This window comes from Bradyrhizobium sp. SK17, assembly GCF_002831585.1.
In the GTDB taxonomy this organism is placed as follows: Bacteria; Pseudomonadota; Alphaproteobacteria; order Rhizobiales; family Xanthobacteraceae; genus Bradyrhizobium.
Genome location: NZ_CP025113.1, coordinates 7096946 through 7121239, shown reverse-complemented (window position 1 = coordinate 7121239; position 24294 = coordinate 7096946). Strand labels below are relative to the sequence as shown.

The following is a 24294-nucleotide window of genomic DNA, read 5'->3' as shown; positions in this document are numbered from 1 at the left end:
CTGGCCATTGCCAGTCAGGGCAGTTGCATTGCGCCGGGTTGTATTGCGTCCTGCCCATGGCGCCCGCGCCTCAGCAAAACTCCTCGGTTGCCGCGCTGGCCGGTGGTCTGGCCGCGATCGGCATCTGGCGGCTGATGGCGGTGGCCGCGCCGCATCTTGGCGCGCTGATCCTCATGTTGCGTACCGAGACCGATTTCGGCTCGCGGCTCTGCTTCCTGCTGACCTGGGGAATCCTCAACTTCCTGTTCATCGCGCTGCTGCGCCGGCCGGCGCTGTCGAGCGCGCTGTCGCTGACGCTGGTCGTGGTGCTGGTGCTGCTGTCGCGGTTCAAGCACGACGTGGTGCAGATGACCGCGAACTTCGTCGACCTGATGGTGATCGATCGCGACACCGCGGCGTTCCTGCTCACGATCTTTCCGACCCTGCGCTGGTCGATCATCGGCGCCGGCCTCGTCACGCTGCCCCTGATGTACGCGCTGTGGTGGCTCGATCCGTTTCGTATTCGCCGCCTGCCGGCCGCGGCCGCCTGTCTTGCCTGCACCGCGGCGCTGTCCGGCTATGCCTTCGCCTGGCCGGACGAGGCCTGGCGCGGCTATTACGACGACGGCTATCTGTCGAAATTCGCGCGCTCGGGCGTGACCGTGGTGTCCGATTTCGTCGCCTATGGCTTCATGGAATCGGACCCGGTGACGAGCGACCAGCTCAAGATCCCGGCGGTCGAGGCCTGTCATCCTGCCGGGCGGCGGCCGAACATCATCATGATCCATGATGAATCGAGCTTCGACATCCGGGCCGCCGAAGGCGTCAAGGTTCCGCCGGGCTATGGCAGCCAGTTCAAATCCTACGATGGGGTCGAGCGCAAGTTCCTCGCCGAGAGCAATGGCGGGCCGAGCTGGTTCACCGAGTACAACGTGCTCGCGGGCCTCTCCTCGCGCTCGTTCGGCCGCTTCTCCTATTTCGTCACCCGCATCGCCTCGGGCCGCGTCGAACGCGGCCTGCCGCTGGCGCTGCGCCGCTGCGGCTATGACACGCTGTCGCTCTATCCGGCGTTCGGCGCCTTCATGAGCGCGCGCAGCTTCCAGACCGCGACCGGCATCCAGCATTTCTACGATGCGCATGACCTGCATGCGAAGGACGTCGAGCCCGACAGCTTCTTCTACGACAAGGCGTTGGGCCTGATGGCCGAGCAGAAGACGTCAGGCACGCCGCTGTTCACCTTCGTCTATCTCGCCGCCAACCATTTCCCGTGGGAGACCAGATTCCGTCCCGACTTGTTGCCGGCCTGGAAGCGGCCGGGCAACGCTCCGGCGATCGACGAATATCTGCGTCGGCAGACCATGAGCGCCAACGATTATGCCGGCTTCGTTGCGGCGCTGAAGAAGAAATTTCCGGCGCAGCCGTTCCTGATCGTGCGTTACGGCGATCATCAGCCGGAGTTCTCGCCGCAACTGCTCGATCCGGAGCTCGACGAGGCCGGCATCGGCAAGAAGCTGATGGATTACGATCCGCGCTACTACGCGACATATTACGCGATCGATGCCGTCAACTTCGAGCCGGTGAAAAGCCCCGCGGTGATGGACACGATCGACGCCGCCTATCTGCCGCTGGTGATTCAGGAAGCCGCCGGCATTCCGCTCGATCCCTCGTTCGAGGAGCAGAAGGCGATCATGCTCCGCTGCAATGGTGCGTTCTATTCCTGCAAGGATGGCGCGGAGGCGCGCCGCTTCAACCGCCTGTTGATCGACGCAGGAATCATCAAGGGACTTTAGACTAACGTCGGTAGACGAAGGTCGTCTGCGCGAAGCCGCGTGCATTACTCATTTGTAATTGCCCCGCCGAGATTTCGTCACGATTGGCTCGATGATCGGTTGCGTCGCTGCCACGATGTTCATCAGCGCGCAGCGTCAAGTTAGCCAATCCCGCCCTTCTTGCAGGAGTGTTTGCCCATGCGAGCGCTCGATGTTGCGCGCCTTGTCGTCGCCTTCGGACTTGCTACTCCCCTTGCCGTTTCCACAGCCTACGCCGCAGAGCCACCCCACGACATCAAGGGGCTCTACATGATGACGGACTATCCGGCCGTCACCGTCAGGCCGGGCACCACCTCGAACATCTCGCTGCGACTACAGAATTACGATCTCGGTCCGCAACGCTACAGGCTTTCGGTCGAGGGCGTGCCGAGCGGCTGGACCGCGACGCTGCTCGGCGGCGGCCAGCCCGTCGCAGCCGCGATGCCGGCACCGGATTCCAGCGTGCCGTTGCAGCTTCGCCTCGATATTCCCGCCAATGCTTCGCTCGCCGAGCAGACATTGACGGTGAAGGCCGAAGGGCAGGGCAGCGAGGCAAGTCTGCCGATCGTGGTCGCACTCGCCAAGGAATTGCCGGCAAAGCTGACGGTGTCGTCGAAGCTTCCCGAGTTGCGCGGCAGCCCGAAATCGAATTTCGAGTACACGCTGACCATCAAGAACGACAGCGGCCGCAACCTCGTCGCAAGCTTCGCCGCGGCGGCGCCGCAGAATTTCGAGACCTCGTTCACCGAGGCCTATGGCACCCAGGAGTTGTCGTCGATCCCGATCGATGCCGGACAATCCAAGGACATCAAGCTCAAGGTGCGGCCGCCGAGCGCGATCGATGCCGGACACTTCCCGGTCAAGGTCACGGTCAACGCCGAGGATGCGACCGCGCAGACCGAGGTGGCGCTCGATGTCGCCGGCCAGCCGCAGCTTCAGCTCTCCGGGCGTGACGGTCTGTTGAGCGCGCGTGCGGTCGCCGCCGAGCAGAGCACGATCCCGGTCGTCGTCACCAACAGCGGCACCGCGCCGGCCGACAATATCGAGCTCGCCGCGACGGCGCCGAGCGGCTGGAAGGTCACGTTCCAGCCCGCCAAGATCGAACGCCTGGTGCCCGGCAAGGATGCCGAGGTGCAGGCGCTGGTGACGCCGAGCGACAAGTCGCTCGCCGGTGATTACCAGCTCGCGATGCGCGCCACCTCGCGCGGCGAGACGGCATCGAGCCAGTTCCGCGTTACCGTGACGACATCCACCGTCTGGGGCATGGCCGGAGCCGGTGTGATCGGCGTCGCGTTGCTGCTGATGTTGGGCGCGGTTGCGAGGTTCGGACGGCGATGAGCGAGCAACAGAACAACAGCCCTGCAACACGGCCGGAGGCCGTCATCGCAGCGCGCGATCTCACCAAACGCTACGGCAAGTCCAGCGTCGTCGACACCATCAACTTCGATATCGCCGAAGGCGAGGTGTTCGGGCTGCTCGGCCCGAACGGTGCCGGCAAGACCACGACCATCCTGATGATGCTCGGGCTCACCGAGATCTCGGCCGGCCGGGTCAGCGTGCTTGGCTTCGATCCGGCGCGGCAGCCGTTGCAGGTCAAGCGGCGCGTCGGTTACTTGCCCGATGCGGTCGGCTTCTATGACAACCTGACCGCGGTGGAGAACCTTGCCTATGCCGCCAAGCTGATGGGGCTCTCGATGGCCGAACGGGCGCGGCGGATCGCGGCGGCACTCACCCGCGTGCGCCTGTCCGACGTTGCCGACAAACGGGTCGCGACCTTCTCGCGCGGCATGCGGCAGCGGCTCGGGCTCGCCGAGATCATCGTCAAGCGCGCTGAGATCGCGATCCTCGACGAGCCGACCTCCGGTCTCGATCCGCAGGCAACGCTCGAATTCCTTGACCTGATCCGGGAATTGAAGGCCGAGGGCGTCACCGTGCTGCTGTCGTCGCACATGCTCGACCAGGTCCAGCGCGTCTGCGATCGGGTCGCGCTGTTCCGTGCCGGGCGCATCGCGATGATGGGGTCGGTCGCGGAGCTTGCGGTTCAGGTGCTGGGCGCGGGCTTCGTCGTCGAGGTCGAGGCCGACGGCGCCGGGATCGCCCGGCGGTTGGCGGCGATCCCGGGCGTCGGCAATGTCGAGACGCTCGCCGATGACCGCTTTCGCATGACCGCCGATCGCGACGTGCGGGCCGATGCCGCGCGCGCGGTGGTCGCGGCCAACGGCGCGCTGCGGCGGCTCTCGGTCGACGAACCGAGTCTCGAGGCGATCTACGCCCGTTACTTCCAGGCTCCCCCCTCAGGAGGCGTGCGCGATGCGGCGTGAAGGTTCAGCATTCCAGGGCGTCGGTGCCGTCTTCGTCAAGGAGCTATCGGACAACATCTCGAGCGTCCGCATGCTGATGCTCGAGCTGTTGATCGTGCTGACTGCGATGGCGGCGCTCTACGAGGCGATCACCACGCTGCGCCAGAACACCGCCGAGGATCCGTTCCTGCTGCTGCGGCTGTTCACGGTGGACCAGGCGCCGCTGCCGTCCTTCGTCGCCATTCTCGGCTTCCTGATTCCGCTGATGGCGATCGGACTGGGCTTCGACCTGATCAACAGCGAGCACAACCGGCGCACGCTGTCGCGGATCCTGGCGCAGCCGATCTATCGCGATGCGCTGCTGCTCGGCAAATATCTCGCCGGGCTCGCGACGATCGCGATCAGCCTGACCGCGTTGTGGCTGTTGGTGATCGGGCTCGGCCTGATCTTCCTCGGCGTGCCGCCGGGCGGCGAGGAGATCGCCCGCTCACTCGCCTTCCTGGTGATTGCGATCTTCTATGCCGGGGTCTGGCTGTCGCTGGCGATGCTGCTGTCGATCGTGTTCCGCTCGCCGGCGACCGCGGCGCTGGTGGCGCTGGGGATCTGGCTGTTCCTGACCGTGCTGTGGCCGATGTTGGCGCCTGCGATCGCACAGGCGATCGTGCCGCCAGATCCGCGTTTTGCCGCGCTCGGTCTCGATACGCCGGGGACCGCGATCTGGAGCCAGCTGCTGCAACGCTTCTCGCCCAATGATCTGTTCGGCGAGGCGATGCTGGCGGTGCTGTCGCCGACCACGCGGACGCTCGGCCCGGTGTTCCTCGATCAGATCCGTGGCGCGGTGATGGGCGCGCCGCTGCCGTTCGGCGCCAGCGTGCTGATCGCCTGGCCGCAGACCGTCGGCCTGATCGCCTGCAGCATCGTGCTGTTCGTCGCGGGCTACGTTCTGTTCCAGCGCCAGGAGGTCAGGGCCTGAAGGAGCGGGCGGCTTAGCGCGGTCCGATCTTCTCCCACAACCAGCGCGCTACCGCGTCGGGCGACGATGATGCGTCGTTGCCCGACGCGCGCAGATTGGCCTCGCGCATCCCGGCGATGTCGATGTTGCCGAGCAATGGCCGCAGCGCCGCCTTGAGGGCCTCGTCATCGCGCCGCTTCGGCGACAGCAGCACGATCGCGTCATAGGGCGGGATCGCGTGCTTGTTGTCCTCCAGTGCGACGAGATCGTATTTCGCGATCAGCCCGTCGCTGGTGTAGCCCGCAATGACGTCGACCTCGCCGGAGGCGACCGCGGCGTACATGAAATCCGGCTGCATCGTGCGCTGGGCGCGGAACGAGAGCCCGTAGGCCTTCTGGATGCCGGCCCATTCCGGCCGCGAGAAGAACTCATAGTCGCCGGCGATCGACATCGCGGCGGCGCGCGATGCGAGGTCTGCGATCGAATGGATGCCGAGCACGTCGGCGCGCTTCCTCGGCATGACAAGCGCATAGGCATTCTCGAAGCCGAGCTCGCCGAACAGCGTGATGTCTTGCTTCGCCAGCGTCGTCTTCAGTTCATCCAGCAGTTCGGCGCGCGGCCTGATGTCGGTGTGGTGGAACTGGTTGGCCCACAGCGTGCCGGAATAATCGACATAGACGTCGATATCGCCGGCCGCGAGCGCGTCGAAGATCACGTTGGAACCGAGGCCGGCGCGGGTGGTGGCCGGTAGCCCGGCCGCTTGCAGGCGCTGTGCGATCAGCGCGGACAGCACATATTGCTCGGTGAAAGTCTTGGCGCCGACCACGTAGCGCCCATGCGAACGCGCGATCGCGGGCACCAGCGTTGCCGCGATCAGGGCGGCGATGCCGAGGCCGCCGAGCGCGGTGCGGATGCGGCTGCGATTGCGCAGGCCGCTCTCGATCAGTGCCAGCAACTGGTCGACGACGAGCGCCAGTGCGGCGGCGGCGAAGCAGCCGAACAGCACGAACACCCAGTTCTGGGTTTGCAGCCCTGCGAAGATGTAGTTGCCGAGACTGGTCTGGCCGATCGGCGTCGACAGCGTCGCGGTGCCGATCACCCACACCGCGGCGGTGCGGATGCCCGCCATCATCACCGGTAATGCCAGCGGCAATTCGACCATGGTGAGCGATTGCCGCGGTGTCATGCCGACGCCCTTGGCGGCCTCCAGCACCGCCGGATCGACGCCCGACAGGCCGGTGACGGTGTTGCGCAGCACCGGCAGCATCGAATAGAGCGCGAGCGCCAGCACCGCGGGCAGGAAGCCGAAGGCGGAAAAGCTGAGGCCGAGCCACTTTGCGGTCAGCGCGGCGAGTGCCAGCAGCAATGGATAGAACAGCGCGAGCAGCGCCAGGCCTGGTACGGTCTGCACGATGCTGGCAAGCCCGAGCAGGGCGCCGCGCAGCACCGGCCGGTTGCGGGCGATGATCGCAAGCGGCAGGCTGATCAGGAGCCCGAGTGCCAGTGCGGCGACGCTGACCCGGACATGGTTGCCGAGATAGTCAGGCAGATGCGCAAGCGCCTCGCTCCAGCGTGGATCGTTCATGCCGTGCCGTCCCGCGGCAGCAATGCGCCGAGGCGTTCCGCCTGTCGGCGCGGCGAGCGCATCAGCTCGCCGACATAGGCGTCGGTGCTGGCCGCGAGCTCCACAGCCGTGCCCAGGGCGAGCAGCCTGCCGCCATGCATGACGGCGACACGATCGGCAAGCAGCAGGGCCTCGGTCATGTCGTGGGTGATCATGACCGTGGTCAGGCCGAGCTCGTGGTGCAGGCTTCGATAGTCGTCGCCGAGTGCGTCGCGGGTCAGGGGATCGAGCGCGCCGAATGGCTCATCCATCAGCACGATACGCGGCTTCGCCGCCAGCGCGCGCGCGACGCCGACACGTTGGCGCTGGCCGCCGGAGAGCTCGTGCGGCAAACGGTCACGATGTTGTGCACGGTCGAGCCGCACCAGATCGAGCAGTTCGTCGACCCGCGCGGAAATCTCGGCCTGCGGCCAGCCGAGCAGCCTTGGCGTGATGCCGATATTGCCGGCGACCGTGAGATGCGGAAACAGCGCGCCGCTCTGGAAGACATAGCCGATGCGGCGTCGCAGCAGGATCGGATCGATGCGGCTGACATCTTCGCCCTCGACGGCGATCTGGCCGCGATCGGCTTCGATCAGGCGGTTGGCCAGCCGGAGCAGCGTCGTCTTGCCGGAGCCCGAGCCGCCGACGATCGCGAGGAATTCACCCTCGGCCACATCGAGCGAGACGTCGTCGACCGCCACCACGCGACCATTGTCAAAACTCTTGCCGACATGCGCGTAGGCAATCAGCGGCGTTGCGGGCATTCCTGGACCATTCTTGGGCGGCCTCACGTCTCACCATCGTGAACGACAGTGATAACCCATAAAATGGACTTTGACTCGAGGCGCGGACGCCCGTGCCGGCTGGTTTCGCGGCCTGTACCGGTCGGGACCGAAGCGGATCAGCCCGATCCGGGGCTGTGAGCATACATCACACTTCGTTCTTGGGGACGTATTTGCCCATGATGCACTTGTAACTCTGCAAGTGCCAATCATGATACGGGCCCTTGGAGAGCCAGTCCGCGATGCCGATCTGCGCATTCACTGCGCAGGCACCCATGGTGATGCCGGATTGATCACTCGTGGTGACGACCTTTTCCATGCAGAGCTGAGAATTGCAGAGGATGGCGACGAGCGTAACGAGCATGACGGCCTTTATCGGTGGGGTTGACCCGGTCTGCTTCGATAGATGCAGGGTTCATGCCATTATCAGCAACTTTGCCGCCAAGACCGGCAAGACCGGGAAAGTACCGGCTGACGCGGATCGTCGCTTCGGTCAGCGCGTAGCCGCACGCCGTTAGATACGCTATAGTCGCCACCCAACTACGGCGAGAGATCGGAGCGAGTGAGGAACGTTGCGCGGTCGGGGGCTGCATCGATGATGACGTTACCTGAGTTGGCGGCGGGAGCTTTGGAGAAGTTTCTCGCCACGTGGGTCAGCCGCACGTTTGGTGCCTCGCAGGCCCGCTTCGGCGAACTCCTTCCGGCCGCGGCCCGCATCGCGCTGGAATGCATCGGCAACAGCGATGCGCTCTACCACAATGTCGAGCATACGATGCTGGTCACGCTGGCCGGGCACGACATCATCCGCGGCCGCGCGCTGCACACCCACGTCACCGCCGAGGATTACACCCACACGATCATCGCCTGCCTGACGCATGACATCGGCTATGTGCGTGGTCTACTGAAGGGCGATGGGCCGGATGGTTACGTCATCGATGCGTCCGGCAACAAGGTGGTGCTGCCGCGCGGCTCATCGGATGCGGGCCTGATGCCGTATCATGTCGATCGTTCCAAACTGTATGTGCTCGACCGGCTCGAGGCCGTCATTCCGCTCGATCGTGAGCGCGTCGCGCGCAACATCGAGGGGACGCGGTTTCCGGCGCCCGAAGGCCAGCAATATGACGACGAGGCGTCGATCGTCAGGGCGGCCGATTTCATTGGGCAACTCGGCGATCCCAACTACATCAGGAAAGCCAACGCGCTCTATCACGAGTTCGAGGAAGTCGGCATCAACCGCCAGCTCGGTTATGAATCGCCGGCCGATATCGTCGACCGCTATCCGCAATTCTACTGGAACATGGTTGCACCGCACATCCAGGGCGCCATCAACTGCCTGAACATGACGGCGAGCGGCCGCCAGTGGATCGCGAACCTCTACAGCAATGTCTTCCGCGCCGAGCGCGAGGTTACCCTGTCCGGCCCGCAGATTTGACGTAAAGCACCGGGGCCGCGGCCTTTCAGCACGGATCGCGCCACGTTTGCGGTCGTTTTGGTGGCGTCCACATTTAGGCCTGCTTCATCGTTGCACAGTCCGTGGAAATCAGCGACTTTGCGCCCCGAACTTCTCCAGCGACCGAGTTTTCGACCGTTTCAGCATGATTTCCCGTTTCGCTCAATTGATTGCGGTTTCCATTGTCTGCTGGCCGGTGCTCGCTGTCGCCGCGGGCCCGGTCTATGACGTCGACCTTTATGCGTTGATGTCGGGCACTTGCCGCAATGTCAGCATTGCCGGCCGCAGCTACACCTGCAAGGCGGTGGCCTACTTCCACACCCTGCGCGGCCGCTCCGAATTCACCGTGGTGCTCGACGATCCCGCCGACAAGAGCCACATCGTCTCGTTCTCGGGCGAGAGCACCGAGCGCACCCAGGACAATCTGTTCGAGCTTGCGGTCGACCGCATGTTGCTGAAGTCGAGCGATCGCCCGCGCGTCGACGGTCTGCCGGTGCCGCTGGTCGAGATGTCGACCGGCTCCTGCCGTCAGGTCGGAAGCTTCGTCACCCGGCAGGTGTCCACGATCACCTGCGCCGCCACCGACCAGAGCGGCAAGAGATACGAGCTGAACTTCGAGTCCGACGGCTCGCCGATGACATTGCGCCGCCTGCGGCAATCGGCGCTGCCGTCCGAGCGGCAACGGGCGCGCCAGATCGCACAGCTCGAATGTCGTCTCAAGGCCCGCGCCGCCCAGGTCCTGCCGCGGGATACGACGGCGTTCATGATCCGCTGCCTCGGCGAGGGCGACGCGAAGCCCGCCGATGACGAGCAGCGATAACGCCCGGGCGCCGCGGTCCGGGCATGAGGAGAACCCGATGCGCTTGAACCTCTACCTGATCGCCGTCATCGGCGTTTGCATCGCCGGGCCTGCGGCCGCGCAGGCCTATGATCCGAACTATCCGGTGTGCCTGGAAGTCTATGGCGGCCGGCTGACGCCGGAATACATCGATTGCAGCTTCACGTCGCTGCCGCAGTGCCAGGCGACGGCCTCGGGCCGATCGGCGACGTGCTCCGTCAATCCGTTCTACAAGGGGCCGGCGAAGCCGCCGAAGGGCAAGGCGCAGCGGCAACGTCAACGCTCCGACTAGCGCAATTCGGCTCTGATTGAATCGGAAGCGAAGCCACTTCGCTTGAAGCGCTTGCGTGTGCCGCATGGCCGTTGCGTCGCCGGTGCCATTGACTGGCTGCGCCGGTTGTGAGGAAACCGTCCGCACGACAAGGAGGCATCGATGCGCCTGAAGCTGTTCGCAATCGCCGCGTTCGCGGTCGCCCTGGCCGGGCCTGCCGCCGGGCAGGCCTACGACCCGAACTATCCGGTGTGCATCCATGTCTATGGCGGCCGGTTCGGCGGAAACTATATCGATTGCAGGTTCACCTCGATCCCGCAATGCCAGGCGAATGCGTCCGGGCTTCCGGCGATTTGCTCGGAGAATCCCTTCTTCGCTCCGCCGCCGCCGCCAAGGCGGCGGGCGCATCGCGGACGTCATCGCGGTCATTGAGGCGGGCGCACGCCTCGGCGGCCTACCAACGAAATCGCCTGTGGGCGGCCTCGCGACACGCTTGTCTCCTCGAACGGTCTTGGTTGGCGAGGCGCAGCCTCCCGAACGGCGGCTCGGCACGCTCATTACGCCGGCGCGCCCATCGCATAGGGCTTCAGCACCGCATAGAGCATGTCGTGGGTCGGCGTCGGCACGCCGAGCTTGCGGCCGAGTTCGACCACCTTGCCGTTCAGCCAGGGCAGTTCGAGCCGGTTGCCACGTTCGAGATCGAGCGCCATCGATGCCTTCATCGCCGGCGGCGCGTGTCCGATGAAGTCGAGCACCTTCGAAAAAGCATCCTTTGGCAACTCGATGCCGCTGGCGTGGGCGACCGCGATGGTCTCCTCGCAGGCCGACACGAACAGCGGGCGCAGATCGGGATCGTCGCGCAATCGGCCGATCGGCAGCCTGGTGACCGCGGTCATGCCGGCATTGGTGGCGAGGCCGATGAACTTCATCCACAGCTCGGTGTTGATCGCCTCGCTCAGCGTCGCATCGAAGCCGGCCTTGAGGCAGAGTTCGAGCAGCGCTTTGCCACGCGGCGTGATACGGCCGTCGAGCTCGCCGAAGATCATGCGCATGAAGCTGCCGACCTGGTTGATCACGCCGGGCTTGATGATCGAGGCCGAGATCTGCGCCACGCCGCCCATCACGGCGTTGCGTCCAAGGATCGGGATCAGCCGGTCGGGCGCGTCGATGCCGTTCTGCAGCGGGATCACCGCGGTGTCGGGACCGACCATCGGCTTGATGTGCTGGCCTGCGCTTTCGACATCCCACAGCTTGACGCAGAACAGCACGATATCGACCGGGCCGACGCGTGCGGGATCGTCGGTCGCCTTGGTCGGGACCAGGTGGCTTTCGCCGCGGCCGCCCTGAACCTTCAGCCCCTCGCTCTGCATGGCGGCGAGGTGGGCGCCGCGCGCGATGAAGGTGACGTCGGCTCCGGCGTGCGCCAGCGCCGCGCCAAAGCCGCCCCCGACGCCGCCGGCGCCGACCACTGCGATCCGCATGATTGTCTCCTCGTCCACCGCTTCGGCTGGCAGCCTCGACGATGTCGGGCCAATTCGCAACCCCGGTTGCGTGGCGCACAACCCGGCTGCGCTGAAAACCGCGTGACCGCCGCATCAGCGGCTTTATGCGCCATCTTCCTGCGTTGACTTGCCCGTTCAACCCGCTAAGCCATCCCGCAATGTGGGGAGGCACGCGGTGAAGAATTCAGAGCCGACGGCAATCGCGCTTGATCGTGCGACGGTGGCGTTTCGGTTGGCGGATGGGCGGGTCTATACCGCGGTCGAGCAGGCCAGTCTGTCGGTGGCCCATGGCGAATTCGTCGCCATTGTCGGCCCGACCGGATGCGGGAAGTCGACGCTGCTCAACGTCACCGCGGGGCTGTTGAAACCCGTGGCCGGGTCGGCGCGAATCTTCGACAAGCCGCTCGGCGGCCTCAACCGCGACGCCGGCTATCTGTTCCAGGCCGATGCGCTGTTCCCGTGGAAGACCGCGATCGACAATGTCGCGATCGGTCTCGAGATTTCGGGCACGCCGCGCAGCGAGGCGCTGGCACGCGCGCAGCAATGGCTGACCTCGGTCGGGCTCGGCGCCTTCGCCGGCCGCTATCCGCACATGCTGTCGGGCGGCCAGCGCAAGCGCGTGGCGCTGGCGCAGGTGCTGATCCGTGATCCGAAGATCCTGCTGATGGACGAACCGTTCGGCCCGCTCGACGCCCAGACCCGTCAGATCATGGGCAATCTGCTGCTCGAACTGTGGAGCGCCGACCGCAAGGCGGTGCTGTTCGTCACCCACGACCTCGAGGAGGCGATCGCGCTGGCCGACCGTGTCGTGATCATGTCGGCCGGCCCGGGCGCGCGCATCATCGGCGATTGGCGCATCACGCTGCCGCGGCCGCGTGATATCGCCGAGATCCGGATGGAGAAGGATTTCCATGCCCTGCACCGCGAGATCTGGGGCGTGCTGAAGGACGAGGTGATGAAGGGCTATGCCCAGTCGACACAGGCGGGAGCCGCCTGATGTCGCGCGTTACGCTACTGTCGCTGCAAATCCTGGTCGCCGTCGTCACGCTGGCGTTGTGGCAGTTCTTTTCCACCGTGCCGGTGTTCGGCAAGGTGCTGCTGCCGCCGTTCTTCTTCTCCAACCCGGTGGACGTCTTCAGCCAGATCGTGAAGTGGTTCTCGACCGGGGTGATCTGGAAGCACCTCGCGATCACGCTGTGGGAATCCATCCTCGCCTTCGTGATCGGCTCGGCCGGCGGCATCCTGGTCGGCTTCTGGTTCGCGCGGCAGCCGCGCGTTGCCGCCGTGTTCGATCCCTATGTGAAGATGGTCAACGCGCTGCCGCGCGTGGTGCTGGCGCCGATCTTCGCGCTGTGGTTCGGGCTCGGCGTCTGGTCCAAGGTCGCGCTCGGCGTGACGCTGGTGTTCTTCATCGTGTTCTTCAACGTCTATCAGGGCGTCAAGGAGGTGCCGGCCACGGTGCTCGACAATGGCCGCATGCTCGGCATGAACGAGCGGCAGCTGATGCGCCACGTCTACTGGCCCTCGGCATTGTCCTGGATGTTCTCGTCGCTGCACACCTCGGTCGGCTTCGCCGTGGTCGGCGCCGTGGTCGGCGAATATCTCGGCTCCGCGGCCGGCCTCGGCTACCTGATCCAGCAGGCCGAAGGCGTGTTCGACGTCGCCGGCGTGTTCGCCGGAATGTTCGTGTTGTCGGCGTTCGTGATCCTGATCGACATGGCGGTCACCGCGGTCGAGAAGCGGCTCCTGGTGTGGCGCCCGACGGCAGCGGCGCGGGACTAGGTCGCAGCCGGCGCCGCCTCCATCAGCCCGCGGATCTTCTCCTTCACCTCGGGGTCAACGGGATTGTAGACGATCATGCCGAGGTCGGGCCGGCCGTCGACGGCGAACGCCGAATATTCGAACTTGACCGGGCCGAGGATCGGATGCCGGAGCTGTTTGATGCCCTCGCCATGGGTTCGCACGTCGTTGTCGCGCCACAGCGCCGCGAATTCCGGGCTGAGCCGGCAGAGCTCATCGACGAACGGTTGCACCTCGGCAGCGGCGCCTGCGCGCGCGGCGTCGACCCTGAACGCGCCGACGACGAAGCGTGCCACGCTGGCCCAATCGTGTTGCGCGGCGCGGACGCGGGGATCGAGGAACATGAAGCGCAGCACGTTGCGTTCGCGCGGCGGCAGCGATCCGTAATCGGTCAGCATCACGGTCGCCGCCCGGTTCCAGGCGACGATGTCCCATGTCGCAGTCCTGACGATGGCAGGGTGCGGCTCCAGCACGTCGAGCACGCGTTGCAGCCGCGGTGTGACGCCTTCGCTCTTTTGGTAGCGCACCTCGGGTGTGCGGCCGAGGCCGAGCAGGAACAGATGCTCGCGCTCGACGTCGGTCAGCATCAGCGCACGCGCGATGCGGTCGAGCACGTCAGCCGACGGTGCGCCGCCGCGGCCCTGTTCGAGCCAGGTGTACCAGGTGGCGCTGATATTGGCGCGCTGCGCCACTTCCTCGCGGCGCAGGCCGGGCGTACGCCGCCGCTCCGGTGCAAAGCCGAACACGGCGGGATCAAGCTTGCTGCGGCGATCCTTCAGATAGGCGCCAAACAGGTTCTCTTGCGTGAGCGGTTCGCTCATCCTGTTAGCCATTATACCATGATAAGGTCACTACTTTAACATGATAGCGCGCCGAGCCAGATTTGTCTCCAACGAAACCTCGGAGACTTGCTCATGCGCGTGTTTGTCACTGGTGCTACCGGCTTTATCGGCACTCCCCTCGTCAAGGAACTAGTCGGCGCCGGACATCAGGTCCTCGGGATGGCCCGTTCAAATGAAGGGGCAAGCTCGATCGCCGCTCTCGGCGCGGAGGTTCTGCGCGGCTCGCTCGAAGATCTCGACAGCGTGCGTAACGGCGCAACTGCCGCGGACGCGGTCATCCACCTCGGCTTTGTGCATGACTGGTCGAACTTCGTGAAGAGTTGCGAGATCGACCGCGACGCCATCGCAGCGATCGGTTCTGTTCTGGCCGGTTCCGACCGGCCTTTGATCGTCACAGGTGGATTGGCGGGACTGGCCGCGCCGGGCGAGATCGCGCTCGAAACCCACACGATATCCCCGGACTTCCCGTTTCCCCGCGTGTCGGAACAGACCGCCCTGGCACTCAAGGGTGTTCGCGCATCGGCCATGCGTCTTCCCCAGGTCCACGATCCGGTCAGGCAGGGTCTTATCACGCCTTTGATCGAGGCATATCGCGAAAAGGGCGTCTGCGCCTATGTCGGCGACGGCGCCAACCGCTGGCCGGCGGCGCATGTTCTCGACGTTGCGCATCTCTATCGGCTGGCGATCGAAAACGCCGAGCCGGGCGCACGATATCACGCGGTCGCGGAAGAGGGCGTGCCGCTGCGCGATATTGCCGAAACGATCGGGCGGCGCTTGAAGCTGCCGGTCAAATCCATCACGTCGCAGGAGACGCAAGCCTCCTTTGGCTGGCTTGCGACGTTCATGGGATTCGACATGCTGGCCTCCAGCGAACTGACCCGCAAGAAGCTCGGATGGAATCCGACCGGACCCGGCTTGATCGCCGATCTCGACCGGCTGCGCATCGAGGGCTGACGCTTCGCATTCGCGCAAACGATCGGAGGCGCCTCGGTGAGGGCGCCTCCGCCAACGCAGACATTCAAGCAAGGAATTTTCGCATGCGTGTGTTTGTTACCGGGGCCACCGGCTGGGTCGGTTCGGCCGTCACGAAGGAACTGATCGCCGCTGGCCATCAGGTGCTCGGCATGACCCGCTCCGACACGGGCGCGGAAGCACTCGCCGCCGAGGGCGCCGACGTTCACTACGGCACGCTGGAGGATCTCGAGAGCCTGAAGAGCGGCGCGGCGCAGTCGAACGCGGTGATCCATTGCGCCTTCAACCATGACTTCACGAAATTCCCCAAGAACTGCGAAGACGACCGGCGCGCCATCGAAACCCTGGGCGCCGCGCTCGAAGGTTCGCAGCGTCCGCTGATCACCACCTCGGGCGTCGCGCGGGTGGCGCAGGGTCGCGTTGCGACCGAGGACGATCCGCCGATTCCGGTGTCCGACGCCTATCCGCGCGCATCCGAGGCGACGACGATGGCCGTGGCGTCGCGCGGCGTGCGTGCCGCCGTCGTGCGGCTGCCGCCCTCGGTGCATGGTCATGGTGACCACGGCTTCGTGCCCCGACTCGTTGCCTTTGCGCGCGAGAAGGGTGTCTCCGCCTATATCGGCGAGGGACAGAACCGCTGGCCCGGCGTGCATCGGCTGGATGCGGCGAGGGTCTACCGGCTCGCGCTCGAGCGCGGCGTCGAAAGCGGCCCGTTCCATGCGGTCGCCGACGAGGGGGTCCCGTTCAAGGCGATCTCCGAGGTCATCGCGCGCCGGCTCAACGTCCCGCTGGTGTCGAAGTCTCCGGAGGAGGCGGCCGAGCATTTCGGCATGTTCGGCCGGTTCGTCGCCTTCGACGTGCCGACCTCGAGTGCGCGGACGCGGGCGCGGCTCGACTGGCAGCCGCAGCAGCCCGGGTTGATCGCCGACATCGATCATCCGGCCTATTTCGCGCAGCAACGGGAGTGAGCCGTGACTGATGTCGTGATGTCGCTTGCTGGCAAGCGCGTGGTTGTAATCGGCGGATCGTCGGGGATCGGCTTTGCCGTCGCCGCGATCGCGCGAGAGCGTGGTGCGGAGGCGGTGATCGCATCCAGCAACGCGAACCGGGTCGATGCGGCCGTCGCGCGGCTGCCCGGTTCGACCGGGCGCACCGTCGACCTGCGGCTCGAGGCCAGCGTGTCGCGGTTCTTCGACGAACTCGGCCTGTTCGATCATCTCGTGATCACCGCGGGCGATTGGAGCGGCGCGGCGCCCGTCGCGATACGCGATCTCGATCTTGCTGCGTTGAACGAACGGCTTGCGCTCCGCTTCTCAGGTGTGCTGGCAGCCATCAAGCACGGCAGCCGGACCATCGCGCCTGATGGCTCGATCACGCTGACCAGCGGCATGCTGGTGAACCGCCCAAGGAAGGGCCGCGCGCTTGTGACGGCGATCGGCGGCGCCACCGAGCATCTGGCCCGCGGCCTTGCCGTCGATCTTGCGCCGGTGCGGGTCAACGCGGTGTGTCCGGGTCTTGTCTTGACCGAGCCGGTCCAGCAGATGCCGGAAGATATGGTCCGTGGCTATGTGGCAGCCTTGCCGCTGCCGCGTGCAGCCTCGCCGAGCGAGGCCGCGATGGCTTACGTCTATCTGATGCTCAACGGCTACGTGACCGGGCAGGTTCTGCCCGTGGACGGTGGTGGTCTGTTGGTATGAGCAACTCGCTCAGAGCGGGAAGCACCGCATGTAGGCGGCGAAGAGCTTCTCGTCGCTATGGCTGACCAACTCCGCGGCGATCGCGTCGGCAAGCTCGAGATCGCGGTTCTGGATGCGCAGCCATGCCTGGGTATCGGCGGTGATGTTCAGGGCCGCATCTCCGACATGACGCCCCGGCACCACCTGCAACTCCTTGCCCTTGATCGCGACCGTCATATCAAGCGTGCTTGCCCCGGTGAAGCGCAGATGGGTCACGAAATCCAGCCCGCGCGCCCGGCCGCGCTGGAAGCCGAGCGAGAGCGAGAAGATGTAGGCCTGGATGCTGCCGGTGTGGCGGCCGGAGGTGACATGCTGCACCTTCTTGTGCGGAAAGCGCCGCGTCACCGTGTCCTCGGCATCGGTATCGGGAATCACGTAGACGAACTCGTCCTTGTCGATCAGCGGCTGCACCACGTCGGCAAAATGCGCGTCGCGATCGCTGAGGAAGGGGCCGATCACGTCCTCGCCGGCTGGGCACGCCGAGATGCAATACGCGGCCTTGTAGCCCGGCTTGAACGACAGCGACTGCCAGACGTTCAGCGTCTCGGTGCGCGGCACGCGGGCGCGATAATCCCTGGCGTCCGTCGAATCCGCGACCTTCTCCACCCACTGCGTGAAGTTGCCGAGGAAGTCGTGATAATTGTGGGTGTGGCAGGACAGGAAATCGAAGCCGCCGTCCGGCTTGATGGCGCCGACCGGGCAGGCGGCAACGCAAAGCTTGCACTCCAGGCAGGGATTGTAGTCGATCGGATGGTCGTAGGCGTCCACCTCGCAACCGAGCAGGACGGTGCCGAGCAGGACGAAGCTGCCGAACTTGGGATGGATGATGCTGCGATGGATGCCCATCCGGCCGAGGCCCGCTTCCACCGCGATCGGCTTGTGCTGCACCATCATGATCCGCGGCAGGTCCATCTCCATCGGGAAGGCGGCGACCGAGTTGCAGGCCGGGATGCCGTGCGCGTCGAGCATGCGAACGATGGCGCGCGCGGTCTCGTTGACGTGATCGTAGGTGCCGTGGAATTCCTCGTTGGCGACCGAGCGCGACGGCGAGCGCACCGGCTCGCGGTTCATGTGGCAAACGATCGCGAGCAGCGACCGCGTCCGGCCATAGACCTTGCGGATGAAGTCGCGTTGCGGCGCGATCGCGGCGCGTTCGAACTCGATGATACCGACATCATCAGCCCCGCACTCGAGCGCGATCCGCTTGATCAGGTCCGAAGCGACCGGGACATCAGCGACGGGTTGGCTGTTACGAGCCCGTACGGCCCTGACCGTGGGGTGATCGTCGAGGCTCATGGTCATGCTCTCCATGAAATGACATCAATCATATTATGAACTGACAAGACATGAGGCAAGTGAATTATCTGTCGTCCGTCATGTAATGGAACCGAGCGGGCGCGGACCGCGCCTCACCGTCATTGCGAGCGATGCCGTCTCCCGGCATATGCCGACCGATGGATTGCTTCGTCGCTTCGCTCCTCGCAATGACGGCTGGACGGCTCGATCAATCCAGCAGCTTGGTATCGTCAGGCGCCTGCGGCGGCGTCTTGATCGCGATTGCCTTGAACGGGCGACCGTTCGGCTTGGTGCCGCCATGCGGCGTGCCCTTCGGGATCACGATCAGGTCGCCCGGCTTCACCGGCACTTCCTTGTCGCCGAGCCAGACGGTGCCGGTGCCTTCCAGGATGAACTGCATCTCGTTGGTGTTCGGATGCATGTGCTTCGGCACGTTGCCGTCCTGGATCGAGACGGTGGCGCCGTCGGCGGAAACGAACGTCTTGGAACGGAAGCCTGCCTTGTTGGCGTCGCCGAGCTTGTCGCCGTCCATCTCGCCGGTGTGGATGACTTGCGCGGTGATGGTTTCCGCGGCGAGCGCCGGTCGCAGCAGATGGGTGACGCCGCAGCCGGCGGCGAACGCCGCGGCAATCGATAGGGCGGTAGCGGTCCGATTCATGAAGGCCTCCCTTGGTGTTTCGTTTGAAGTATTCTTGGTGTTGTCTTGTGTTCGGCGATGCTATGCCGTCGCCGCGGGCTTGACCAGCTATCGGAAAGTCGCCTTCTCAAGGCGCGCCTGCTCCTCTATCTTGCCGGCCAATCGAACGGAGGACGTCATGAAGAACCTGCTTGGCAAGCTTGCCGGAACGCTGCTGGCGCTGACCCTGTCCACGGGCCTTGCCGCGGCGCAAAGCAAGATCACCATCGCGGTCGGGGGCGGCGCCTGCCTGTGCTATTTGCCCACCGTGCTGGCCAAGCAGCTCGGCGAGTATGACAAGGCCGGGCTCGCGGTCGAGCTGGTCGACCTCAAGGGCGGTTCGGACGCGCTCAAGGCCGTGCTCGGCGGCAGCGCCGACGTCGTCTCCGGTTATTTCGACCATTGCGTCAATCTCGCCGCCAAGAAGCAGGAGCTTCAGGCCTTCGTCGTGTACGACCGCTATCCCGGCCTCGTGCTGGTGGTCTCGCCGAAGCACACCGGCGAGATCAATTCGATCAAGGATCTCGCCGGCAAGAAGATCGGCGTCAGCGCGCCGGGCTCCTCGACCGACTTCTTCCTGAAATATCTGCTGAAGAAGAACGGGCTCGATCCGTCGGGCACCGCCGTGATCGGCGTCGGCCTCGGCGCCACCGCGGTGGCGGCGATGGAGCAGGGCCAGATCGATGCTGCCGTGATGCTCGATCCCTCCGTCACCGTGCTGCAAGGCAGCCACAAGGACCTCAAGATCCTCAGCGACACCCGCACCCAGCACGACACGCTTGCGGTGTTCGGCGGCGAATATCCCGGTGGCGCGCTGTATTCGACCGCGGCCTGGGTCAACGGCCACGAGAAGGAAGTGCAGGCGCTGACCAATGCGATCATGGCGACTTTGGCCTGGATCCATTCGCACTCCGCCGAAGACATCATGGCCAAGATGCCGGAGGAGATCGTCGGCAAGAACAAGGAGCTCTATCTCGCCGCGCTGAAGAACACGATCCCGATGTTCTCGGAAACCGGCAAGATGGACCCGAAGGGCGCCGAAGCCGTGCTCGCGGTGTTCAGCGAAGGTTCGCCTGAGGTCGCTAAGGCCGGCATCGACGTCACCAAGACCTACACCAACAAGTTCGTCGATCAGGTCAGGAAGACGACCGGAAGCGCCAAGTAAGGCACGATCCGCAAGAGTGTGCGGCGGTTTGCGAAGAGATCATGCCAAAATGAGCGCCATGGAGTCTCCACTCATTCGTCGCGTCACCGCGCTCGACCTCGCATTGGTGCGGCGACCCTGGCCGTTCGCCGACGCGCGGCGCGCCGAGATCGATGCGCATTTCGCCGAGCAGCAGCGGCTGAAGCCGCATCTCTGGAATGGCCGCGTCCTGCTTGGGCGCGATCCGGTGTTTGCCGGCGACCGGCTCAGCGCCAGCTATTTCGAGACCGATTTCGCGAGCTTCCTGGCCTGGCGCGACTGGGGCTTTCCCGACAAGGAGGTCTTCAACGGCTTTGGCATGGGCGCGCTGCTCGCAAGCGACGGTGCCTTCGTGTGCGGCGTGATGGGCGAGCAGACCGCCAATGCCGGGCGCATCTATTTTCCCTCCGGCACGCCCGACCTCGACGACATCAGGGGCGAGACGGTCGACATCGCCGGCAGCGTGATGCGCGAGCTGGAGGAGGAAACCGGCCTGGCGCCGTCGGATTGCCGCGCCGACGCCGACTGGCACTGCATCTACACCGGCGTGGCATTGGCGATGATGCAGATCCTGCGCGTCGACATGTCCGGCGATGCGTTGCGCGCGCGGATCGAGGCCAACCTCGCGCGCCAGGAACATCCGGAACTCGCCGGCATCCACCTGGTCCGCAGCCGCGCCGATCTCACTGCCGCGATGCCGCGGTTCGTGACCGCGTTCATCGAGACGCAGTTGCCGGACTGAGCAGGAACTCGCAATGATCGACACACCCGAAACAATCAAGGTCATCATTTCGGGCGGCTTTGCAGCGGTCTACCGGGAAGTCTTGCCTGAATTCGAGCGACGCTCGCACATCAAGGTGGAAACCGGGTCCGGAGCGTCGGAAGGCACCGGCCCGAAGACAATCAGGCACCAGCTTGCGAATGGCATCAAAGCGGACGTTGTCATCCTTTCGCGCGAGGGCTTGCAAAAGCTGATCCTGGATGGGCGAATTCTTGCGGGCTCCGAAACCGGGCTGGCGACGTCCGCCCTGGCTGCCGCCGTCCGTGCAGGCTCTCCCAGGCCGGACATCGGCAATGATGCAGCATTCAGAAAGGCAGTGATTGAAGCTGGCCGAGTGGTCGTGCCAAGCAGCACAAGCGGACAGTATGTCCGCGACAAGATTTTCCCGAATCTCGATCTGCCGGACGCGGTCGAACTCACGCTTGAAGCGCGTGGAACCGAATCGGCCGCAGCGCTGCGAGCAGGCGGGGCGAATTTGGCGATCGGGCCGATCAGTGAACTGGTTCACGAACCCGGCATCGAACTGGTTGGCCTGCTCCCCAAGAATTTGCAGCTTGTCCAAACCTTCACGGCCGCGCTCGTCTGCGATACGAAGGTGCCTGAGACCGCCAGGCGTCTGATCGATTTTCTATCCTCGGACAACGATCGATTACTTGAGGCGATCAAGCAGGCAGGCATGGGGCGGCCCCCGGATGAGCAGCGCCTGTCCACTTAGCCAATGGCCGTGACTCGATATGCTTTCGGCCCGCAGGACCGCAATGCGGAGTTCACGTCGGGGACATCGATGCATCTGCTGCGCACGTCGATCATCAGCCTCGCTATCTGCTGGAGCGCCATCAGCTCGGCAATTGGCGCTGTATCCGTCCAGTTTGAGGGGGCGCGGTACCTGAGCGCCGGGTTAAAGGCAGGTCAAGCAGTGAAGGATAGCGTACCGTTGTTTCCACCGGCTCCAGCGCGCGTGCAGGGCTACCTCCAAAAGCCAGATGGGGCGGGGCCATTTCCTGCTGTGATACTTCTGCATGGCTGTGCCGGACTTGGATCCCTGTTCGATCCTCGGCTCGGACGCAACTTCTGGCCTGATCTGCTCACGTCGTGGGGATACGTTGTTCTGATCGTCGATAGCTTTGTGACAAGGGGCCTCAAGGAGACGTGTGATACAGACACGAGGTCCTATCGCATGCAAGACGCCTTCGGCGCGTTGATCTTCTTGAGCACGCAGTCAGACGTGGACGCGCGGCGCGTCGCGCTGGTGGGCTTCTCTGCTGGTGGCGTTGCGACGATTGCCGCTATCAGAAAGAGAGATACTCAAATCTTTGAAGTTCCACCGACACTGGACTTCAGGGCCGGGGTCGCATTTTATCCGTGTTACGGGTCAAGCCTGGATACGGCAAAGCCGTTATTGATTCTGAACGGAGAGGACGACGATTGGTCAAAGCAGTCGGTCTGTCGTTCGATGATGAATCTACGGCCTGCAACTGCTCGTGCGGTCAGGCTGATGAGCTTTCCGAACGCCGTTCATGGCTTTGACCGTCCCACGATGTATCCGGGTCGAATGGCGTTTGGGCATTGGATCGAATACAATGCGGGGGCAGCAGAGCAGGCAGCAGAAGCTCTTCGCGAGTTCTTGAAAGAGAACCTGCGCGATGACCAATAGGTGTGCCTGCGCCGCGCCGACGCAGCCATCGCGCTTGACATCATCGTTCGCTCCCCCTGTGATAGGCGGCACGAGAACAAGAAACGCAGTGCACAATCTCCGGGAGGGATTCATGCGGGTCACCAAGGCTGCGCGCCGGCTTGCTGCCGCTCGCCGGCATCGCCGATAGACGCCGATCGATCGCGCTGCGGAGCCCGCCGTGCTCGCCGTCGAAGGCCTGGTCAAGCGGTTTGGCGGCTTTCGCGCCGTCAACAACGTGTCGTTCCGCGTCGAGCAGGGCGAGATCCTCGGCCTGATCGGCCCGAACGGCTCGGGCAAAAGCACGATCTTCAACATGCTGTCGGGCACGTTATCGCCGACCTCGGGCTCGATCCTGTTCGATGGCCGCGAGATCGCGGGACTGGCGCCGCACCGCATCATCGTCGGCGGCATCGGCCGTACCTTCCAGATCCCGCGGCCGTTTCACCGCCTCAGCATCTTCGAGAATGTCGTGCTTGCCGGCTTCTACGGCCAGGGCCGCCACAGCCGCAGCAAGGCGGAGGCGGCGGCCGAGCGCGCGCTTGCGATGGTCGGCCTGCCGACCGATCGGCACAGCAGCGTCGAGGGCCTCGGCGCCGCCGGGCTGAAGAAGCTCGAGCTGGCCAAGGCGCTCGCTACCGGGCCAAAACTGCTGCTCGCGGATGAAAGTCTCGGCGGGCTCGACGAGGCCGAGATGGATCAGGCCGCCGACATGCTGCGCCGGATCCGCGACGAGCTCGGCATCACCATCATCTGGGTCGAGCACATCATGGGCGTCCTGATGCGCGTGGTCGACCGCGTCATGGTGCTCGATCATGGCGAGAAGATCGCCGAGGGCCTGCCGGCCGATATCGCCGGTGATGCGAGGGTGATCGAGGTCTATCTCGGCACCGATGCCGACGCGAGCCTGGCGGCCGCGGCCGCCGCCCAAGCACGCCGTCGGATCGGAGCGTGACCGGCATGCTGGAGCTGCGATCGATCGATGCGGGTTATGGCAGCTTCCAGGCGCTGTTCGACGTCAGCCTCGACGTCAGAGCGGGCGAGGCGATCGGCGTGATCGGCCCGAACGGTGCCGGCAAGACCACGCTGATGCGGGTGATCTCGGGCCTGATCCGCCCGACCAGCGGCACCATCACCATGCAGGGCAGCGACGTGGTCGCGACGCCAGCGCATCGCATCGTCAGCCTCGGCATTGCACATGTGCCGGAAAACCGCCGGCTGTTTCCGCGGCTCACCGTGGCGGACAATCTGAAGATGGGTGCCTACATGCCGGGCGCCCGCGCGCATTACGCCGAGCGGCTCGACTTCGTGTTCGAGCTGTTCCCGCGGCTCAAGGAGCGCCTTCAGCAGATGGCCGGCACCATGTCGGGCGGCGAGCAGCAGATGTGCGCGATCGGCCGCGCGCTGATGTCGAACCCGAAACTGCTGCTGCTCGACGAGCCCTCGGCCGGGCTCGCGCCGGTCGTGGTGCAGCAGGTGTTCGAACTGGTCAAGCGCATCCGTGCCTCAGGGCTCACGGTGCTGATCGTCGAGCAGAACGTGCAGCAGGTGCTGCGCGTGGTCGACCGCGCCTATCTGCTGGAAGCCGGCAGCATCCGTGCCGCAGGGTCCGCGGCGGAACTCGCGGCCAGCGATACCGTCAAGCAGGCGTATCTGGGGGTATGAGGATGATGACTGTGAGTCGAGCAAGCGCGTTCACACACTTCCCCGTCATCCTGAGGTGCGAGCGTAGCGAGCCTCGAAGGATGTACGGCCACCAGCGGGGCCGCGCATCCTTCGAGACGCCGCTTCGCGGCTCCTCAGGATGACGGTTTTGCCTGTTCACCTAGACGACGACGCTCTAAGGCA

At 65.0% G+C, this 24294-nt stretch carries 26 protein-coding genes; 19 read left to right on the top strand and 7 right to left on the bottom strand.

What is annotated here, in order from left to right; all coding sequences use genetic code 11:
• Positions 1 to 56 precede the first annotated feature (56 nt).
• From CWS35_RS33095 to CWS35_RS33080, 4 genes are all read left to right on the top strand, one after another.
• Complete coding sequence (locus CWS35_RS33095) at positions 57 to 1769, top strand: sulfatase-like hydrolase/transferase (protein WP_371682816.1); 1713 nt, start codon at positions 57 to 59, stop codon at positions 1767 to 1769.
• Positions 1770 to 1946: 177 nt separating this feature from the next.
• Positions 1947 to 3125, top strand: a complete 1179-nt coding sequence (locus tag CWS35_RS33090) for an NEW3 domain-containing protein (protein ID WP_100955455.1) — start codon at positions 1947 to 1949, stop codon at positions 3123 to 3125.
• Positions 3122 to 4108, top strand: coding sequence for an ABC transporter ATP-binding protein (locus CWS35_RS33085; protein WP_100955454.1), 987 nt, complete (start codon positions 3122 to 3124; stop codon positions 4106 to 4108). Before CWS35_RS33090 ends, CWS35_RS33085 begins: the two co-directional genes overlap by 4 nt.
• Positions 4098 to 5060, top strand: a complete 963-nt coding sequence (locus CWS35_RS33080) for an ABC transporter permease (RefSeq protein ID WP_024580148.1) — start codon at positions 4098 to 4100, stop codon at positions 5058 to 5060. The genes CWS35_RS33085 and CWS35_RS33080 overlap by 11 nt, the downstream gene beginning before the upstream one ends.
• A gap of 13 nt (positions 5061 to 5073) precedes the next feature.
• Here the strand turns inward: CWS35_RS33080 and CWS35_RS33075 are convergent, their stop codons facing one another.
• The 3 genes from CWS35_RS33075 to CWS35_RS33065 form a co-directional block, all read right to left on the bottom strand.
• Positions 5074 to 6624 carry an ABC transporter permease/substrate-binding protein gene (locus CWS35_RS33075; protein WP_100955453.1) on the bottom strand — a complete coding sequence of 517 codons (1551 nt, stop codon included), beginning with the start codon at positions 6622 to 6624 and terminating at the stop codon, positions 5074 to 5076.
• Positions 6621 to 7409 (bottom strand): ATP-binding cassette domain-containing protein, encoded by a 789-nt coding sequence (locus CWS35_RS33070; RefSeq protein ID WP_100955452.1) that lies wholly within the window; start codon positions 7407 to 7409, stop codon positions 6621 to 6623. Before CWS35_RS33070 ends, CWS35_RS33075 begins: the two co-directional genes overlap by 4 nt.
• A gap of 166 nt (positions 7410 to 7575) precedes the next feature.
• The gene (locus CWS35_RS33065) at positions 7576 to 7791 is read right to left on the bottom strand and encodes a hypothetical protein (RefSeq protein ID WP_024580151.1); all 216 of its coding nucleotides are present in this window, start codon (positions 7789 to 7791) and stop codon (positions 7576 to 7578) included.
• Positions 7792 to 8022: 231 nt separating this feature from the next.
• Here CWS35_RS33065 and CWS35_RS33060 point away from each other — a divergent pair, with 231 nt between their 5' ends.
• From CWS35_RS33060 to CWS35_RS33045, 4 genes are all read left to right on the top strand, one after another.
• A complete protein-coding gene (locus tag CWS35_RS33060; RefSeq protein WP_100955451.1) occupies positions 8023 to 8859 on the top strand; it encodes a metal-dependent phosphohydrolase in 837 nt (278 codons plus the stop codon).
• Between the two features lie 163 nt (positions 8860 to 9022).
• Positions 9023 to 9697: a hypothetical protein gene (locus tag CWS35_RS33055; protein ID WP_245438761.1), complete on the top strand. Its 675-nt coding sequence runs from the start codon at positions 9023 to 9025 to the stop codon at positions 9695 to 9697.
• 37 nt (positions 9698 to 9734) lie between these two features.
• Complete coding sequence (locus tag CWS35_RS33050) at positions 9735 to 10007, top strand: DUF3551 domain-containing protein (protein ID WP_024580154.1); 273 nt, start codon at positions 9735 to 9737, stop codon at positions 10005 to 10007.
• A 141-nt stretch (positions 10008 to 10148) separates the two neighbouring features.
• The gene (locus tag CWS35_RS33045) at positions 10149 to 10418 is read left to right on the top strand and encodes a DUF3551 domain-containing protein (protein WP_024580155.1); all 270 of its coding nucleotides are present in this window, start codon (positions 10149 to 10151) and stop codon (positions 10416 to 10418) included.
• 125 nt (positions 10419 to 10543) lie between these two features.
• Here CWS35_RS33045 and CWS35_RS33040 read toward each other — a convergent pair whose 3' ends face one another.
• The gene (locus CWS35_RS33040) at positions 10544 to 11467 is read right to left on the bottom strand and encodes a ketopantoate reductase family protein (RefSeq protein ID WP_245438759.1); all 924 of its coding nucleotides are present in this window, start codon (positions 11465 to 11467) and stop codon (positions 10544 to 10546) included.
• A 196-nt stretch (positions 11468 to 11663) separates the two neighbouring features.
• Here CWS35_RS33040 and CWS35_RS33035 point away from each other — a divergent pair, with 196 nt between their 5' ends.
• Together CWS35_RS33035 and CWS35_RS33030 are read left to right on the top strand one after the other, a co-directional pair.
• The gene (locus CWS35_RS33035; protein ID WP_080891110.1) at positions 11664 to 12485 is read left to right on the top strand and encodes an ABC transporter ATP-binding protein; all 822 of its coding nucleotides are present in this window, start codon (positions 11664 to 11666) and stop codon (positions 12483 to 12485) included.
• Positions 12485 to 13270: an ABC transporter permease gene (locus CWS35_RS33030; protein ID WP_100955448.1), complete on the top strand. Its 786-nt coding sequence runs from the start codon at positions 12485 to 12487 to the stop codon at positions 13268 to 13270. Before CWS35_RS33035 ends, CWS35_RS33030 begins: the two co-directional genes overlap by 1 nt.
• Here the strand turns inward: CWS35_RS33030 and CWS35_RS33025 are convergent.
• On the bottom strand, positions 13267 to 14109 hold the full coding sequence (locus tag CWS35_RS33025) for a helix-turn-helix transcriptional regulator (protein WP_100955447.1): 843 nt from the start codon (positions 14107 to 14109) through the stop codon (positions 13267 to 13269). The two genes, CWS35_RS33030 and CWS35_RS33025, sit on opposite strands and share 4 nt — an antisense overlap.
• A gap of 93 nt (positions 14110 to 14202) precedes the next feature.
• On the opposite strand from CWS35_RS33025, the gene CWS35_RS33020 reads away from it, so the two are divergent.
• From CWS35_RS33020 to CWS35_RS33010, 3 genes are all read left to right on the top strand, one after another.
• A complete protein-coding gene (locus CWS35_RS33020) occupies positions 14203 to 15084 on the top strand; it encodes an SDR family oxidoreductase (RefSeq protein ID WP_100955446.1) in 882 nt (293 codons plus the stop codon).
• A gap of 83 nt (positions 15085 to 15167) precedes the next feature.
• Positions 15168 to 16070, top strand: coding sequence for an SDR family oxidoreductase (locus CWS35_RS33015; protein ID WP_100955445.1), 903 nt, complete (start codon positions 15168 to 15170; stop codon positions 16068 to 16070).
• A 3-nt stretch (positions 16071 to 16073) separates the two neighbouring features.
• Positions 16074 to 16799: an SDR family oxidoreductase gene (locus CWS35_RS33010; protein WP_210202745.1), complete on the top strand. Its 726-nt coding sequence runs from the start codon at positions 16074 to 16076 to the stop codon at positions 16797 to 16799.
• A 9-nt stretch (positions 16800 to 16808) separates the two neighbouring features.
• On the opposite strand, the gene CWS35_RS33005 is transcribed toward CWS35_RS33010, so the two are convergent.
• Positions 16809 to 18134: a 4Fe-4S binding protein gene (locus CWS35_RS33005; protein WP_100956869.1), complete on the bottom strand. Its 1326-nt coding sequence runs from the start codon at positions 18132 to 18134 to the stop codon at positions 16809 to 16811.
• A 208-nt stretch (positions 18135 to 18342) separates the two neighbouring features.
• Complete coding sequence (locus CWS35_RS33000) at positions 18343 to 18792, bottom strand: cupin domain-containing protein (RefSeq protein ID WP_024580164.1); 450 nt, start codon at positions 18790 to 18792, stop codon at positions 18343 to 18345.
• A 157-nt stretch (positions 18793 to 18949) separates the two neighbouring features.
• On the opposite strand from CWS35_RS33000, the gene CWS35_RS32995 reads away from it, so the two are divergent.
• The 6 genes from CWS35_RS32995 to CWS35_RS32970 all read left to right on the top strand — a co-directional run bounded on the left by CWS35_RS32995 (position 18950) and on the right by CWS35_RS32970 (position 24111).
• The gene (locus CWS35_RS32995; RefSeq protein ID WP_100955443.1) at positions 18950 to 19975 is read left to right on the top strand and encodes an ABC transporter substrate-binding protein; all 1026 of its coding nucleotides are present in this window, start codon (positions 18950 to 18952) and stop codon (positions 19973 to 19975) included.
• A gap of 58 nt (positions 19976 to 20033) precedes the next feature.
• Positions 20034 to 20735 (top strand): hypothetical protein, encoded by a 702-nt coding sequence (locus CWS35_RS32990; RefSeq protein ID WP_024580166.1) that lies wholly within the window; start codon positions 20034 to 20036, stop codon positions 20733 to 20735.
• Positions 20736 to 20748: 13 nt separating this feature from the next.
• Positions 20749 to 21489, top strand: coding sequence for a substrate-binding domain-containing protein (locus tag CWS35_RS32985; RefSeq protein WP_100955442.1), 741 nt, complete (start codon positions 20749 to 20751; stop codon positions 21487 to 21489).
• Positions 21490 to 21558: 69 nt separating this feature from the next.
• Positions 21559 to 22428, top strand: a complete 870-nt coding sequence (locus CWS35_RS32980; protein WP_157817305.1) for a dienelactone hydrolase family protein — start codon at positions 21559 to 21561, stop codon at positions 22426 to 22428.
• A gap of 199 nt (positions 22429 to 22627) precedes the next feature.
• Positions 22628 to 23401 carry an ABC transporter ATP-binding protein gene (locus tag CWS35_RS32975; protein WP_100955440.1) on the top strand — a complete coding sequence of 258 codons (774 nt, stop codon included), beginning with the start codon at positions 22628 to 22630 and terminating at the stop codon, positions 23399 to 23401.
• A 5-nt stretch (positions 23402 to 23406) separates the two neighbouring features.
• A complete protein-coding gene (locus tag CWS35_RS32970; protein WP_024580169.1) occupies positions 23407 to 24111 on the top strand; it encodes an ABC transporter ATP-binding protein in 705 nt (234 codons plus the stop codon).
• Positions 24112 to 24294: the final 183 nt, after the last annotated feature.

Coding starts and splice junctions, on each gene's coding strand:
- CWS35_RS33095 (WP_371682816.1), top strand. CDS start 57: ATGGCGCCCGCGCCTCAGCAAAACTCCTCGGTTGCCGCGCTGGCCGGT.
- CWS35_RS33090 (WP_100955455.1), top strand. CDS start 1,947: ATGCGAGCGCTCGATGTTGCGCGCCTTGTCGTCGCCTTCGGACTTGCT.
- CWS35_RS33085 (WP_100955454.1), top strand. CDS start 3,122: ATGAGCGAGCAACAGAACAACAGCCCTGCAACACGGCCGGAGGCCGTC.
- CWS35_RS33080 (WP_024580148.1), top strand. CDS start 4,098: ATGCGGCGTGAAGGTTCAGCATTCCAGGGCGTCGGTGCCGTCTTCGTC.
- CWS35_RS33075 (WP_100955453.1), bottom strand. CDS start 6,624: ATGAACGATCCACGCTGGAGCGAGGCGCTTGCGCATCTGCCTGACTAT.
- CWS35_RS33070 (WP_100955452.1), bottom strand. CDS start 7,409: ATGCCCGCAACGCCGCTGATTGCCTACGCGCATGTCGGCAAGAGTTTT.
- CWS35_RS33065 (WP_024580151.1), bottom strand. CDS start 7,791: ATGCTCGTTACGCTCGTCGCCATCCTCTGCAATTCTCAGCTCTGCATG.
- CWS35_RS33060 (WP_100955451.1), top strand. CDS start 8,023: ATGATGACGTTACCTGAGTTGGCGGCGGGAGCTTTGGAGAAGTTTCTC.
- CWS35_RS33055 (WP_245438761.1), top strand. CDS start 9,023: ATGATTTCCCGTTTCGCTCAATTGATTGCGGTTTCCATTGTCTGCTGG.
- CWS35_RS33050 (WP_024580154.1), top strand. CDS start 9,735: ATGCGCTTGAACCTCTACCTGATCGCCGTCATCGGCGTTTGCATCGCC.
- CWS35_RS33045 (WP_024580155.1), top strand. CDS start 10,149: ATGCGCCTGAAGCTGTTCGCAATCGCCGCGTTCGCGGTCGCCCTGGCC.
- CWS35_RS33040 (WP_245438759.1), bottom strand. CDS start 11,467: ATGCGGATCGCAGTGGTCGGCGCCGGCGGCGTCGGGGGCGGCTTTGGC.
- CWS35_RS33030 (WP_100955448.1), top strand. CDS start 12,485: ATGTCGCGCGTTACGCTACTGTCGCTGCAAATCCTGGTCGCCGTCGTC.
- CWS35_RS33025 (WP_100955447.1), bottom strand. CDS start 14,109: ATGAGCGAACCGCTCACGCAAGAGAACCTGTTTGGCGCCTATCTGAAG.
- CWS35_RS33020 (WP_100955446.1), top strand. CDS start 14,203: ATGCGCGTGTTTGTCACTGGTGCTACCGGCTTTATCGGCACTCCCCTC.
- CWS35_RS33015 (WP_100955445.1), top strand. CDS start 15,168: ATGCGTGTGTTTGTTACCGGGGCCACCGGCTGGGTCGGTTCGGCCGTC.
- CWS35_RS33005 (WP_100956869.1), bottom strand. CDS start 18,134: ATGAGCCTCGACGATCACCCCACGGTCAGGGCCGTACGGGCTCGTAAC.
- CWS35_RS33000 (WP_024580164.1), bottom strand. CDS start 18,792: ATGAATCGGACCGCTACCGCCCTATCGATTGCCGCGGCGTTCGCCGCC.
- CWS35_RS32995 (WP_100955443.1), top strand. CDS start 18,950: ATGAAGAACCTGCTTGGCAAGCTTGCCGGAACGCTGCTGGCGCTGACC.
- CWS35_RS32990 (WP_024580166.1), top strand. CDS start 20,034: ATGGAGTCTCCACTCATTCGTCGCGTCACCGCGCTCGACCTCGCATTG.
- CWS35_RS32985 (WP_100955442.1), top strand. CDS start 20,749: ATGATCGACACACCCGAAACAATCAAGGTCATCATTTCGGGCGGCTTT.
- CWS35_RS32980 (WP_157817305.1), top strand. CDS start 21,559: ATGCATCTGCTGCGCACGTCGATCATCAGCCTCGCTATCTGCTGGAGC.
- CWS35_RS32970 (WP_024580169.1), top strand. CDS start 23,407: ATGCTGGAGCTGCGATCGATCGATGCGGGTTATGGCAGCTTCCAGGCG.